This window comes from Corynebacterium pseudotuberculosis (assembly GCF_002155265.1).
Taxonomy (GTDB): Bacteria; Actinomycetota; Actinomycetes; order Mycobacteriales; family Mycobacteriaceae; genus Corynebacterium; species Corynebacterium pseudotuberculosis.
The window spans coordinates 313496-326418 of record NZ_CP021251.1; the positions used below are offsets into that span (position 1 = coordinate 313496).

General features: G+C 54.2%; 12 protein-coding genes and 4 tRNA genes. 14 read left to right on the plus strand and 2 right to left on the minus strand.

Annotated elements, in window-relative coordinates:
* Positions 1 to 49: 49 nt before the first annotated feature.
* The 4 genes from menD to CpATCC19410_RS01550 are packed head-to-tail and all read left to right on the plus strand — an operon-like array spanning position 50 to position 3908.
* Positions 50 to 1663: a 2-succinyl-5-enolpyruvyl-6-hydroxy-3-cyclohexene-1-carboxylic-acid synthase gene (gene menD / locus CpATCC19410_RS01535; protein WP_013241155.1), complete on the plus strand. Its 1614-nt coding sequence runs from the start codon at positions 50 to 52 to the stop codon at positions 1661 to 1663.
* On the plus strand, positions 1660 to 2115 hold the full coding sequence (locus tag CpATCC19410_RS01540) for a DUF3592 domain-containing protein (RefSeq protein ID WP_013241156.1): 456 nt from the start codon (positions 1660 to 1662) through the stop codon (positions 2113 to 2115). Before menD ends, CpATCC19410_RS01540 begins: the two co-directional genes overlap by 4 nt.
* Positions 2093 to 3217, plus strand: a complete 1125-nt coding sequence (locus CpATCC19410_RS01545) for a glycosyltransferase family 4 protein (protein WP_044026276.1) — start codon at positions 2093 to 2095, stop codon at positions 3215 to 3217. The genes CpATCC19410_RS01540 and CpATCC19410_RS01545 overlap by 23 nt, the downstream gene beginning before the upstream one ends.
* Positions 3210 to 3908, plus strand: a complete 699-nt coding sequence (locus CpATCC19410_RS01550) for a demethylmenaquinone methyltransferase (protein WP_013241158.1) — start codon at positions 3210 to 3212, stop codon at positions 3906 to 3908. Before CpATCC19410_RS01545 ends, CpATCC19410_RS01550 begins: the two co-directional genes overlap by 8 nt.
* A gap of 79 nt (positions 3909 to 3987) precedes the next feature.
* On the opposite strand, the gene CpATCC19410_RS01555 is transcribed toward CpATCC19410_RS01550, so the two are convergent.
* Together CpATCC19410_RS01555 and CpATCC19410_RS01560 are read right to left on the minus strand one after the other, a co-directional pair.
* Positions 3988 to 4950: a lactate/malate family dehydrogenase gene (locus CpATCC19410_RS01555; RefSeq protein WP_013241159.1), complete on the minus strand. Its 963-nt coding sequence runs from the start codon at positions 4948 to 4950 to the stop codon at positions 3988 to 3990.
* 97 nt (positions 4951 to 5047) lie between these two features.
* Positions 5048 to 6325: a geranylgeranyl reductase family protein gene (locus CpATCC19410_RS01560; protein WP_013241160.1), complete on the minus strand. Its 1278-nt coding sequence runs from the start codon at positions 6323 to 6325 to the stop codon at positions 5048 to 5050.
* A 154-nt stretch (positions 6326 to 6479) separates the two neighbouring features.
* Between CpATCC19410_RS01560 and CpATCC19410_RS01565 the strand changes: the two genes are divergently transcribed.
* The 10 genes from CpATCC19410_RS01565 (at position 6480) to CpATCC19410_RS01610 (ending at position 12911) form a co-directional block, all read left to right on the plus strand.
* Complete coding sequence (locus tag CpATCC19410_RS01565) at positions 6480 to 7499, plus strand: polyprenyl synthetase family protein (RefSeq protein ID WP_013241161.1); 1020 nt, start codon at positions 6480 to 6482, stop codon at positions 7497 to 7499.
* Positions 7500 to 7578: 79 nt separating this feature from the next.
* Positions 7579 to 7663: transfer RNA gene (locus tag CpATCC19410_RS01570), tRNA-Tyr, on the plus strand.
* 302 nt (positions 7664 to 7965) lie between these two features.
* Positions 7966 to 8038: transfer RNA gene (locus tag CpATCC19410_RS01575), tRNA-Thr, on the plus strand.
* A 38-nt stretch (positions 8039 to 8076) separates the two neighbouring features.
* Positions 8077 to 8148: transfer RNA gene (locus CpATCC19410_RS01580), tRNA-Met, on the plus strand.
* Between the two features lie 127 nt (positions 8149 to 8275).
* Positions 8276 to 8348, plus strand: a tRNA-Trp gene (locus CpATCC19410_RS01585).
* Between the two features lie 325 nt (positions 8349 to 8673).
* On the plus strand, positions 8674 to 9000 hold the full coding sequence (gene secE / locus CpATCC19410_RS01590) for a preprotein translocase subunit SecE (RefSeq protein ID WP_013241162.1): 327 nt from the start codon (positions 8674 to 8676) through the stop codon (positions 8998 to 9000).
* A 118-nt stretch (positions 9001 to 9118) separates the two neighbouring features.
* The gene (nusG, locus tag CpATCC19410_RS01595) at positions 9119 to 9949 is read left to right on the plus strand and encodes a transcription termination/antitermination protein NusG (RefSeq protein ID WP_013241163.1); all 831 of its coding nucleotides are present in this window, start codon (positions 9119 to 9121) and stop codon (positions 9947 to 9949) included.
* 295 nt (positions 9950 to 10244) lie between these two features.
* Positions 10245 to 10676 carry a 50S ribosomal protein L11 gene (gene rplK, locus CpATCC19410_RS01600; protein ID WP_013241164.1) on the plus strand — a complete coding sequence of 144 codons (432 nt, stop codon included), beginning with the start codon at positions 10245 to 10247 and terminating at the stop codon, positions 10674 to 10676.
* 78 nt (positions 10677 to 10754) lie between these two features.
* Positions 10755 to 11465, plus strand: coding sequence for a 50S ribosomal protein L1 (gene rplA / locus CpATCC19410_RS01605; RefSeq protein WP_013241165.1), 711 nt, complete (start codon positions 10755 to 10757; stop codon positions 11463 to 11465).
* Between the two features lie 108 nt (positions 11466 to 11573).
* Positions 11574 to 12911 carry a C1 family peptidase gene (locus tag CpATCC19410_RS01610; protein WP_064792958.1) on the plus strand — a complete coding sequence of 446 codons (1338 nt, stop codon included), beginning with the start codon at positions 11574 to 11576 and terminating at the stop codon, positions 12909 to 12911.
* The last annotated feature ends 12 nt before the right edge of the window (positions 12912 to 12923 follow it).

The window sequence follows — 12923 nt, forward strand, 5'->3', positions numbered from 1 at the left end:
TGCCTGCCCCACTGCCCTCAGCGGAGCGGAAACGCTTAAAATATGGGACATGATTTCATCGCCCCAGCTTGCCCGCGCCGTCGCTGCTAAACTCGCCCACTATCTCACTGATGTGGTGATCTGCCCTGGCTCGCGTAATTCTCCGCTCTCCTTGGAGCTGCTTGCTCGGGATGATATTCGAGTGCATACGCGTATCGACGAGCGCAGCGCAGCATTTTTAGCGTTAGGCATGGGGCGGGCATCTGGAAGACACGTGGGAGTTGTTACGACCTCTGGAACAGCGGTGGCTAGCTGCCTGCCCGCGATGGTGGAGGCCTATCACTCTCACGCACCATTAGCCATGATTTCGGCGGATCGTCCAGCGCACTTGCACGGGACGGGGGCAAATCAGACGATCAACCAGACGGGAATCTTTGGAGTGGTTCCTACCACTTCTGTGGCTGCGCTTGCAGACGTAGAGCTGATCGATGCGGCCTTTAAGAGGGGACAGGTTCACATCAATGTGGAGCTGGATACGCCTTTGGTAGAAGATTGTCTACCGGCACCAACTACTAAGGGAGCGAAAAAAGCACCGATAAAAGGTGATTTCACAGATCATGGGGAGGTTGAAATAGATCTCAGCCGTCCTACCCTTGTGATCACCGGTGATGAGGCATGGGATGTTCCTGGGCTGGAAGACGTTCCTACGATTGCAGAGCCGAGTGCCCCAGCCCCGTACCATCCCGTGCACCCCTTGGCGACCAGCATATTCGCGCATGAACAGGTCTCAGCCGAAGGCTATGTGGTAAATACCAAACCAGAGCAGGTAATTGTGGTGGGGCATCCAACGCTGCATCGTAGCGTTTTTGACCTGATCGCCGATCCAGCAATCGAGGTAACCGTATTAACGCGCACCGATACAATTACCGACCCCACCCACAGCGCGCAAAAAGTTGCAACCCGGATAAAAACTACAGGGCGCCCCTCAGAACAATGGCTCAAAATCTGTGAAGCCGCCTCCGAACTGGCTGCAGAGGCCGTTCGCGACGTACTCGCTCAGGACTTTCGATTCAGCGGTCTGCATGTTGCCGCAGCAGTGGCGGACACGCTTGCTACCGGTGACACCTTAGTACTTGGTGCATCTAATCCGGTTCGGGATGCCTCCTTTGTAGGTCTGCCTTTTTCCGCAGTGGATACCTACACACCTCGTGGCACAGCGGGCATCGACGGTACCGTGTCCCAAGCCATCGGCGTGGCTTTGACCGTTCAAGCTCGAAACCCTGAAGAAATTCGCGCTGCTCGCACCGTGGCGCTCATGGGAGACGTCACATTCCTTCATGACGTAGGCGGGCTCTTTACCGGCCCAGATTCACCGCAACCGGAAAACCTAACAATCGTAGTGGCCAATGACTCCGGCGGCGGAATATTTGAGACTCTGGAAGTGGGAAGCCCTCAGTTGCGGGGCAGTTTTGAACGCGCCTTTGGCACTCCCCATGAGATAGATATTGAAAGTATTGCCGCCGCGTATGGTGTGGAATACCAGCTTGCAACTGACATGCAAGGACTAATTGAAAAGCTTATCGACGCCACCGACACCGCAGGATTTACCCTCATTGAGGCTCGGACTACGCGCGCTGACCGCCGAGCCATGCACGAGGCGCTGGTTAAGAAGGTGAACATGTGAGTCGGCTGCCACACTATCCGCCGGCGAGCATCAGGAGGCGCTTGCACCAAGCCATACTGGCACTTTTTGTCGCGGCCACGGTCGGTTGCATCAGCATGGTGATAGGTCCTGCTCTTAATGACCGCGAGATATCAAAGGCGCCGGGTCGCACGCTGGCTAAAGTCATTGATGTGGGTACCTTCCGCTCCACAGTGGAATATCAGGATGAGGAAGGGGTCTATCATTCTCCACGCGGAGGCTTGCTTTATCCCACAGGGCTGGGCAAAGGACAGCGCGTCTGGGTCACCTATGCCAAAAGCAATCCAGACCTGGTAAAGGTGCAGGGGAGGGGATGGACGCTCGCACTTATCCCGGCGCTGAGCACCTGGGTGGTGTCCTTTATGATAACGATGACCCTGTGGTGGGTTGTCACCCTGTGGTACAGAAAACATGCGAATAGCGATAATCGCTGAATCCTTTCTCCCCGCTGTCAATGGGGTAACCAACTCAGTGCTGCGCGTACTCGAGCACACGCAGCGATGTGGGCATGAAGCCATGGTGATCGCGCCGGGTGCACGAGATGGCGAAGAAGAAATCCGTTCCTATTGTGGAGCGAGTATTTATCGAGTGCCGACTGTGATGGTGCCGCTCATCAATTCCCTCCCCATCGGAATTCCTTTAGGTCTTCGGGAACTGTTGCAAGCTTTTAGGCCCGATGTAGTGCATCTCGCATCACCTTATGCATTGGCTGCCCGCGGCGCCTTTGTTGCGAGAAATCTAGGACTGCCCTGTGTAGCGGTCTTTCAGACAGACATTGCGGGCTTTAGCCACAGGTACCACCTGCGGTGCTTGGAACGCACTAGTTGGGCTTGGACACGGGCTTTTCACAATGCAGCTACCCTTACCCTTACCCTCGCCCCTTCTCGGTCGGCGGCGGCAGCCTTGAATGTGCATGGCATAGAACGGGTTAAGCCCTGGGGGCGTGGAGTAGATCTGGAGTTGTTTCATCCAGATCGTAGGGACGAAAAGCTTGCGCGCAACTGGGGCGCGGATAATCGCATTGTGGTGGGATATGTGGGCAGACTAGCTGCGGAAAAAGGTGTGCATAGACTCGTCGATCTAGCGTGCGACAACAACATTCAACTGGTGATCGTAGGCGATGGGCCAGAGCGTAAGAACTTAGAAAAACAGCTTCCATGCGCGATTTTTACTGGAGGGCTCACGGGCCTTGACTTGGCTAGGGCCTATGCCAGCTTCGACGTGTTTGTGCATCCTGGCGAGTTTGAGACTTTTTGCCAGACAATTCAGGAGGCCAAAGCCTCTGGTATCCCGGTTATTTCTGTGGCGGAAGGCGGGCCGAGAGATTTGATAGATAACAGATCGGGTGTGTTGTTACCGCTTATCCATGACTCACTGGTGGGACTATCACAATCCGTCTATGAGGTCTTTGAAAATCGCGAAGATTTGAGCAAAACTGCACGCCAGAGCGTGGAAGATAAGTCGTGGGCCCGAGTTTGTGATCAACTTTTCCGCTATTACCAAGAAGCGATGATTACACTGGATAACCGTGGCTAAGGCATCTTTGGAAAAGAACCCCTTCGACGTGGCAAAAATGTTCGATGGTGTGGGAAAGAATTATGACATCACGAACACCGTGCTGAGCTTTGGGCAAGATCGCAAGTGGCGTGAGAAGACCCGCGAACGCTTAAATCTTCAGCCCGGTGAAAGGGTTCTGGATCTAGCAGCCGGTACCGCAGTATCTACGGTAGAACTAGGAAAATCCGGGGCATGGGTTGTGGCCTGCGATTTTTCTCAGGGAATGCTCGCCGCGGGGAAAGAACGAGACGTTCCCAAGGTAGTGGGGGACGGGATGCAGCTGCCTTTTGCTGATAATTCCTTTGACGCGGTCACTATCTCCTATGGCCTGCGTAACGTCCATGATTTCCAGGCGGCTCTCCGCGAGATGGCGCGGGTGACCAAACCTGGTGGCCGGCTTACTATAGCGGAGTTCTCCACTCCTAACGTCCCCGGCTTTAAAACTATCTACAAAGAGTATTTGACCAGGCTCTTGCCGCTGATAGCTAAAGCGGTGGGGACAAACCCAGAGGCTTATGAATACCTCGCTGAGTCGATCCGCGCTTGGCCAGAACGAGAAGAGCTGGCTCGTGCTATTAATAACAACGGCTGGTCTGATGCCGGTTGGCAGAATCTCTCTCTTGGGATTGTTGCGCTGCATTCTGCTGTGAAGCCTGAACATAACGGCTAAAAGTAAAAGTCAAGGCCTCCCTGCTTAGGCATAAATGCAGCGGGGAGGCCCTGACAATGCGCATCTAGGCTATGCCTGATTATGAGCTAGCTCGGCTTACTGTCTCACGGATAAACTCGGCGGATTTGTGTATTTGCTCTAGCTCCCAGTCGTTGAGCGTTGGGGGCATCTTGCGGAGCGCTCCAGCATTACCAATGAGGGTAGGCACGGACATGGATACGTCGTGAAGCCCATATTCGCCGTCGAGTGGGGTACAGATGGGATGGACGGCGTGCTCGTTAAGCAGCACGCATTTAGCCAACTCATTAGCCGATCGAGCCACTCCCGCATTGGTCCAGCCCTTAGCCAAGAGAACATCATAGGCTGCCTTGATCACGCGTTCTTGGATCTCCGGCGCAGTGGGAAGAGGACTGCCTCGCCATGCAGAAAGCTCATCCCAGCTGAGTCCTTGAACGTTGACCCGAGAGAGGATCGGCACAGATGTGGAGCCATGCTCGCCCATCATGTAGCCAGTGACCGATTTGGGGTCAATGCCAAGTTCAGTGCCTATGATCCAACGCATGCGTGCAGAATCTAGCATCGTTCCAGTCCCAAAGATTTTTTCAGTGGGATAATCAAATTCTGTGGAGGCGATGTGCACCATAGCATCGAGCGGGTTGGTGATAAAGATAACCACGGCATTCTTAGTATGTGCTGCGATATTCCCCATGACATCGCGAATTACCGCGCCGCTGATCTCCGCGAGTTCTGCCCGGTCGGGCATGCGCTCCGGATCGTCTGGGTCCGGAAGGATCGAGCCGCCTGCGGCGACAATAATCACGTCAGCATCGGCGCAATCGGAATAGTCGCCTGGGTGACAGTATGTGTATGCAGTGCCGGGGACACCTGTGGACTGAGCTTGATCTATGGCCTCACCCTTGGACACACCCGGTTTGATATCAATCGTGGCTATCTCTGAGTAGAGCCCTGAATCCATTGCGTAGCTAAGAACGTAGGAGCCAACATGCCCCACGCCAACAACAACTAATTTCGAGGTATGCATACTTTCTCAGTTTAGAAGGCCTCAGGGCGGACCTCCACCGGAAAAAGCATGGTTAACGCCACATTGCAGTAAAGCTACGCATGTGCAGAGAGTGATCTTATGACCACAAGGGGCTATCGCGGCGCCAGCGGCTCACGCCGGTTCCTGCAAAGCGCCAGAGCCGCGCAACAAGATCTCGATCGGAGTCCGAGACAAGGTTGCCCATGAGCCGTGCGGCCGCTGGCATAATGACGGTGCCTAGCGGCTTGCGCAGAGCAAGCGGACCTGCGATGGGCAGCAGCCGTGGGTAGGTGAGTAATCTTGCGGCAGTACGGGCGAGCAAGAATGCCTCCCCATATGTGGAGCGCAACAGCTCAGGCCATGCATGAGAGAGATCCGCATCAGTGCCCATAAGGCTAACTGCCAGCGCCGCAGTCTCCATGCCATAATCAATCCCCTCGCCGTTGAGAGGGTTCACGCAGGCTGCTGCGTCTCCAATAAGCATCCAGTTGGGGCCAGCAACATTGCTTACGGCGCCTCCCATGGGCAACAAAGCGGAGGTGACGCGCTGCGGAACCCCAAAACCCCATTCGTCGCTTTGCTGTTGGGCGTAGCTTTGAAGAAGTTTTTTGGTGTTAACCTTTGCTGGTCGCGCGTCCGTGGATAGGGCGCCGCATCCGACATTCGCGGTGCCGTTTCCTAATGGAAATATCCACCCGTATCCGGGTTGTGCGGTGCCGGTATCGTCGCGAAGTTCCAAGTGGGAATGCATCCATGGGTCATCACCCCTGGGGGTCTCGCAATAAGATCGTGCCGCAATCCCGTACACCTCGCCGCGGTGCCACTGTCTGCCCAAGAGTTTTCCAAAGGTGGAACGCACACCGTCTGCAACGATGACAAAAGCGGGAGCAACTACGCGCCCGTCGTCCAAAGTGACAGTGCGGATGCGTCCGGCCTTGGGAAACTCGCTCGTGGGCTGGGAGCTAGCGGGGGAGGCTTCTACAGAAACCGCAGTGACTCCTTGCCATACCTGCACGTTACTGTGCTGCTGAGCCGTGTTTAAAAGCAGCTCATCAAACTCTGAGCGCGGCATGGCAGAACTGATTGTCCCAAAGGGAGACTGCGGCCACGGGGCAGTGACTGATCCCCCGAAGCCATGCAATTTAAGGCCTTTGGAGGCATAGCGAGAGGTGACATCAATCCCAATTTTTTCTAATTGGTGCACTGCTCGGGGCGTGAGACCATCGCCGCAGGTTTTGTCGCGGGGGAAAGTGGCGGCGTCGATAAGCAAAACCGTTGAACCGCGCTGTGCGGCATTAATGGCTGCCGTGGAGCCGGCAGGGCCAGCACCTACCACGAGCACGTCTACAGAAAAAACGGAATTATTCACGCGCACTATTGTGACAGCTATGCGCCTTCCTTCACACCCCGGGGTGTGTAAGCCTGGCAGTTTCGACTACGGTTAGGGGGTTAGTTGTAGAAAGCTAAGTGCGGTTGTCCATCCCGATGTGGGGTGGCTGCTGCCATGACCTTGTAAAGGCAGTTTTGGAATGAGCAACGGTGCCGAAGGATTAAGCACGTCCACCGGTACGCGAGTTGACCTCGGTAACCCCGCCCTCAACGAGGATATTTCCGCCGGCATGACTCGTGTCGAGGAACTACTCCAAAAGGAGCTCTGCGTCGGCGAAGACTTTATCGTGGAGAAGGTCAAGCACCTCGCGAACGCCGGTGGAAAACGTTTCCGGCCCATGTTCGCCCTTTTGGCATCTCAATACGGGGATCATCCCGTGTCTGAGGACGTGATCAAAGCTGCCGTAGTCGTTGAAATGACGCACTTGGCCACCCTCTACCACGATGACGTGATGGATGAAGCTGCTAAACGACGCGGCGTGGAAAGCGCCAACGCGCGTTGGAACAATTCCGTAGCCATTCTGGCCGGCGATATTCTACTGGCCCACGTCTCTCGACTCATGGCTGATTTGGGCACTGATACGGTACGTCACTTCTCCGAAACCTTCGGCGATTTGGTTACTGGCCAAATGCGAGAAACCATCGGTGTGGGGGAAGGCGACCCGATCGAGCATTATATGGCTGTGATCCGGGAAAAGACGGGGGTGCTGATCGCTTCCGCTGGCTACCTAGGCGCGCTGCATTCCGGGGCGACTGCCGATCATATTGAGGCACTCCGGGCATACGGTGCAGCAATCGGTATGGTCTTCCAAATAGTCGACGACATCATAGATATTTTCTCGGATTCTGAAGACTCGGGTAAGACCCCGGGGACCGATCTGCGTGAGGGCGTGTTCACGCTTCCGGTTCTTTATGCACTGCGTGAGCAGACACCAATAGGCGAGGAGCTTCGTGCAACGCTTACAGGGCCAGTGACGGATGACACGACCGTTGCTCGGGTGCTTGACTTGCTGACCCAGTCCACGGGGCGAGACCGGGCGCTTGCAGATGTTCACCACTACCTCAACGAGGCAGAGGCTCAGCTGGAGCTTTTGCCCCAGAATGCAACAACAGAAGCACTGCGCAACCTTGCTCGTTTTACCGTGCAGCGCGTGGGGTAAAGGGCAGGTCAGGGTAGTGATTTGCCTTTGCCTACTAGATTCGTAGTACAGTATGTAGCGCACCATGAACATGGAGCACGCCAGGTTGCCCGAGCGGCCAAAGGGAGCGGACTGTAAATCCGTCGGCATTGCCTACAGAAGTTCGAATCTTCTACCTGGCACCAACTAAGCCCCAGCAGTAAAATGCTGGGGCTTTTTGGCGTCTTTAGCCTTACTTGGGGTGGGGCGTTGTGGCGTGCAAGGGTGCCATGGGGGGCTGGGTGATTTGGCAGCGAAGGGGGGTGCGGTCGAAGGTCCTTCTTGGAGGATTTCTTTAAAAGGAAGACTGTACGTGTTTTAGATGTGTGTTTTCGGCTCTTAAAAGTGTCATGAACTGGTGATTTGTATTAATGGCTATGATCGGGTTAATCTTTGTGAGGCTTCAACGGAGCGGCCCAGAGAAATCTGGTTCACAACAAGAGGCTGCGCCCCCTTAGCTCAGTCGGCAGAGCGTTTCCATGGTAAGGAAAAGGTCGACAGTTCGATTCTGTCAGGGGGCTCTGTTCTTTTATCTGGCATTGTTCAGGTGGGAGATTGGGGCGGTGTAGCTCAGTGGTAGAGCAAGCGACTCATAATCGCTGTGTCGCGAGTTCAATTCTCGCCATCGCTACTAGGGAATATGCTGAATGGCTATGCACTGGGATGCTTTCCGGTGCTTTTTCCATAGGAATTCCCTTTTGTTGGGTGGTCTAGTAAGGTTGCCCATGTTGCTTTCGAGTGATCGAAAACAACCGCCTAGGGGCGTAGTTCAATTGGTAGAGCAACGGTCTCCAAAACCGTAGGTTGCAGGTTCGAGTCCTGTCGCCCCTGCAAAAGAAACCGGCAGATGCTAAACATCTGCCGGTTTTGCTGTTAAAGTGTGTGATTTCTTCGATGTTGAAAGATGTTATTGAGCTTAATTCCTAGCCTTAAAGAAGTCTGATATAGTCGTCACGATAACCGGGGACAGGTAGTATGCCTATCCTCAAAACGGAGTTCTTTGACCTGAGCTTGTGTTGTGGCTGTGTGGCTTGCTTGCTGCGCTGTTAGCTTTGCAGGCGGGTACCAAGGTACGGTAACGGTAAAAGATGCTCTGGAAGCGACGGTGTGTAAGAGCGTCGTACAATCGGCATCGTAGACAACAACGAGGAGAGCTGTGACTGAACAACAGCCTGAGAAGGTGGGCGCTGCATCGCGTCCTACCGGTAAACGCCAGCTCGCTGGTGTGAACACCACCTCCACTTCTTCTTATGAGGCTAAGAAGGTCGCACCTGCGGGAGACAGTGAGGGCAAGAAGAACAACAAGGTTGTTGCCTTTGTGCCTGAAGTTGCCTCGGAGATGAAGAAGGTCATTTGGCCTACTGCTAAGCAGATGATCAACTACACACTTATCGTCTTCGCATTCCTTATTCTCATGACTGCACTTGTTGCAGGCGTAGATTTTGTTGCGGGGCTGGGAGTTGAGAAGGTCCTTACCCGCTAGGTAGGATGAGCGTAAAGCTAAAAACATCCCGTCGGATCCCCTGGATCGGCGGGATAATTTATTGCACGTCTCGGGGTACCATGAATTCCGAACGTCAACACTTCAGGAGAAAAGACACATGAGCGACGAGAACAATAGCGGTTCATTTGCCGAGGCTTTTGATGACGCCGTAGAGGCGACCATCGCCGCGGAGACGGAAGCAGCAGAGGCTGGGGTCGAGTTGGATGAGGCAGTCGAGCAGCCTGTCCAGGAAGTAGACGCGGAGGCAGCACTTGCCGGAGCTGTTGAAGATGGCGATGCCGAATATAAGGCGCGTCTGCGTAAGTACACGCGTGAGCTGAAGAAGTTGCCGGGTTCTTGGTATATCATCCAGTGCTATTCCGGCTATGAGAACAAAGTGAAGACCAACCTGGACATGCGTGCGCAGACTCTTGAGGTTGAGGATTCTATCTTTGACGTTGTGGTCCCGATCGAGCAGGCTGTTGAGCTTCGCGACGGCAAACGTAAGCTGGTTAAGCGCAAGCTTCTTCCTGGCTATGTCCTTGTTCGTATGGATATTAATGACCGCTCTTGGTCGGTTGTTCGCGATACCCCTGGTGTGACCAGCTTTGTGGGTAACGAGGGCAACGCAACCCCGGTGAAGCATCGCGATGTGGCTAAGTTCCTCATGCCGCAGGAATCTGTGGCTGGTGACGGCGGCGAGAGCAATGCTGTTAACGCTGAGGGCGAGAAGGTCGTGGCTATGCCGGGCGCATCCAGCAAGCCTAAGGTTGAGGTTGATTTCCAGGTTGGCGAGGCCGTTACGATTCTTTCCGGCGCGCTTGCTTCAGTTTCCGCCACGATCTCTGCTATTGACACCGAGAACAATAAGCTGCAGGCACTGGTGTCTATCTTTGGCCGTGAAACTCCGGTTGAGCTCAACTTTGATCAGGTGGAAAAAGTTAGCTAATGAGTTTGGCTCTTGTCAGATAGGATGAGGGCCAACGCGCCCAGGTGGCGCTCGAACTTTTCTCCCTTTCCCCGCTATTTTGCCGTTATGTTTTGGCAGGTAGCGGGGTTTGCTGTAGCATGGTAAAACGCGTGTTTTTGCGCAAAGAAACGTACATTCCCGGTGGCCGGGTTACGGGCTGAGCAGCAACTATAGTGTTGTTGCGGAGGCTTGGGGCTCGGCATCCGGACGGCAGTAGTGGTTCCTATAACCATCGAATTGCCACTACTACTGTTAACAAGGAAGCAGGTAAACGATGGCTCCGAAGAAGAAGGTCACCGGCCTTATTAAGCTGCAGATCCAGGCTGGCCAGGCTAACCCGGCTCCGCCAGTTGGTCCGGCTCTTGGTGCTCATGGCGTGAACATCATGGAGTTCTGCAAGGCTTACAATGCTGCAACGGAGAACCAGCGCGGCAGCGTTGTTCCTGTTGAGATCACCGTTTATGAAGATCGCTCTTTCGAGTTCAAGCTGAAGACCCCGCCAGCAGCTAAGTTGCTGCTCAAGGCTGCTGGTCTGCAGAAGGGCTCCGGCGTCCCGCACACCCAGAAGGTGGGCAAGGTCACCATGGAGCAGGTCCGCGAGATCGCTCAGACCAAGCTGGAAGACCTCAACGCTAACGACATCGATAACGCTGCTCGCATCATCGCTGGTACTGCCCGTTCCATGGGCATCGTTGTTGAGGACTAATTCCTCAGTTATTCCGTGGTAGGGCCGGCTCCGGCCCGCATACCACACATCCTCATCTAGAAATTCAAAGGATTTACAATGGGCAACAAAAAATCTAAGGCATACCGCGCCGCCGCTGAGAAGATCGACAAGGGTCGTCTCTACACCCCGCTGAAGGCTGCTGAGCTGGTCAAGGAGACTTCCTCCAAGAACTACGACGCAACCATCGACGTTGCTATCCGTCTCGGCGTTGATCCTCGCAAGGCTGATCAGCTGGTTCGCGGCACCGTTTCCCTTCCTAACGGAACCGGTAAGACTGTTCGTGTTGCTGTTTTCGCTGAGGGCGAGAAGGCTACCGAGGCTGAGGCAGCAGGCGCAGACATCGTGGGTACCACCGAGCTGATCGAGCAGATCACCGCTGGCACCATCAACTTCGATGTTGCGATCGCAACCCCAGACCAGATGGCTAAAGTAGGACGCGTTGCTCGCGTTCTCGGCCCCCGTGGTCTGATGCCTAACCCTAAGACCGGTACCGTTACCACTGACGTTGCCAAGGCAATCGCCGATGTCAAGGGCGGAAAGATCTCCTTCCGTGTGGATAAGGCTGCTAACCTGCACGCTGTTATTGGTAAGGCTTCCTTTGACGCTAAAGCTCTCGCTGAGAACTATGGCGCACTGCTCGATGAGATCAACCGCATCAAGCCTTCCTCTTCTAAGGGCATTTACGTTAAGAAGGTCACCCTTGCATCGACCTCCGGCCCTGGTGTTCCTGTTGACACCTCCATCCAGAAGAACTACACCGCTGAGTAAAATCTCGTAGTGTAGGTGCTTTAAGCACGGAATACCTCCTACCCCCACACAACGGGTAGGAGGTATTTTTTGTGGTTTCTATAGGCGGTTAGGTGTATAACCGTCACCATGAATTCCTTTGTCCCGCTTAACCAAGAAACCCTTGCGCATTTGCGCTCGCAGCTGCTTGATGATCTCGCTGCTACCCGAGCTCGCAATGCGGTTACCTCCGTGGGGATTGATGACGCCGCACTTAATAGAGAGGCTGTGGTCAAGCTCGATCACACTGTAGAACACAAGCTTGACTCACTGGCGGTGACCGACCAAAAGCGCTCGGGACGGTGCTGGTTATTTGCTGCATTGAATGTGCATCGCCATGCAATAGCAAAAAAGCTTAATCTGGAAAATTTTAATTTTTCGTACTCGTATGTGCAGTACTTTGACAAGTTGGAACGCTCTCGGTTCTTTTTAACGGAAATACGAGCACGAAGAGACCAGGATATTGATCACAGGGTGATTGCACAGCTGCTACGTTTCGCGGCTGAGGATGGGGGATGGTACGGCTATGTTGGAAATCTGGTGCATAAATATGGTGTGGTTCCGGATTATGCCATGCCAGAAGTCGAGTCTGCGGGAAATACCAGGGAACTGAATCGGGCATTGTCACATGTCTTGCGTCGCGGGGCATGCCGAATACGGGATGCCGAGAGTGACACGGAAGCTGACGCCATCGTGGATGCCACGCTTAGGGATGCTCAGCGTGTGATCACTGTGCATTTGGGGGCGCCGCCGACTGAGTTTATGTGGCAATACCGCACTAAAGACGACACTTTTGTCAGGGAAGGTATGTTTACGCCACGTGAGTTTGCAGAAAAGTATTTGCCAGATTTTAACAACACGGTAGTGCTTGCTGAGGACCCGCGGAGTGACAAGCCAAAGAACACCCGTTTCCTGGTGGAATTGTGCACCAACGTTGTTGGCGCACAAGAGCATAACTACGTCAATATGGATATGAGCGTGCTTAAAGATGCCGTGGCCGCAAGCATTGAAGCGGGGGAGCCTGTGTGGTTTGCATGTGACGTGAATCGGCAGTTTAACCGCAAACTAGGAGTATGGGATCCCTCGATCCTTGACCTGGCCGGAGTGTATGGCGTGGCGCTCGATTCTACAAAAGAGGAGCGTTTCATTTCTGGAGAATCTCAGCCGACTCATGCGATGGTACTCAGTGGCTTTGACCGTAATAGTGACGGTTCCATACGTGCTTGGCGGGTGGAAAATTCCTGGGGTTCCCAACTGAATGACCAAAAAACAGAGCTCGTGGGCGCAGGCTACGCCACCATGTCGGACGAGTGGTTTGAGGATAACGTTTTCTATGTTGCTATAAAACGTGATTTTGTTCCGGAGAAACTACATAAAGTTTTGGACACGGAGCCTGTCCGACTTCCGGCTTATGACCTGATGTTTTAGACACCGATACCG

Excerpts from the sequence above, each read along its gene's own strand:
- rplK (WP_013241164.1), top strand. The coding sequence starts at position 10,245 with ATGGCTCCGAAGAAGAAGGTCACCGGCCTTATTAAGCTGCAGATCCAG.
- CpATCC19410_RS01610 (WP_064792958.1), top strand. The coding sequence starts at position 11,574 with ATGAATTCCTTTGTCCCGCTTAACCAAGAAACCCTTGCGCATTTGCGC.
- CpATCC19410_RS01555 (WP_013241159.1), bottom strand. The coding sequence starts at position 4,950 with ATGCATACCTCGAAATTAGTTGTTGTTGGCGTGGGGCATGTTGGCTCC.
- nusG (WP_013241163.1), top strand. The coding sequence starts at position 9,119 with ATGAGCGACGAGAACAATAGCGGTTCATTTGCCGAGGCTTTTGATGAC.
- rplA (WP_013241165.1), top strand. The coding sequence starts at position 10,755 with ATGGGCAACAAAAAATCTAAGGCATACCGCGCCGCCGCTGAGAAGATC.
- CpATCC19410_RS01565 (WP_013241161.1), top strand. The coding sequence starts at position 6,480 with ATGAGCAACGGTGCCGAAGGATTAAGCACGTCCACCGGTACGCGAGTT.
- menD (WP_013241155.1), top strand. The coding sequence starts at position 50 with ATGATTTCATCGCCCCAGCTTGCCCGCGCCGTCGCTGCTAAACTCGCC.
- CpATCC19410_RS01545 (WP_044026276.1), top strand. The coding sequence starts at position 2,093 with ATGCGAATAGCGATAATCGCTGAATCCTTTCTCCCCGCTGTCAATGGG.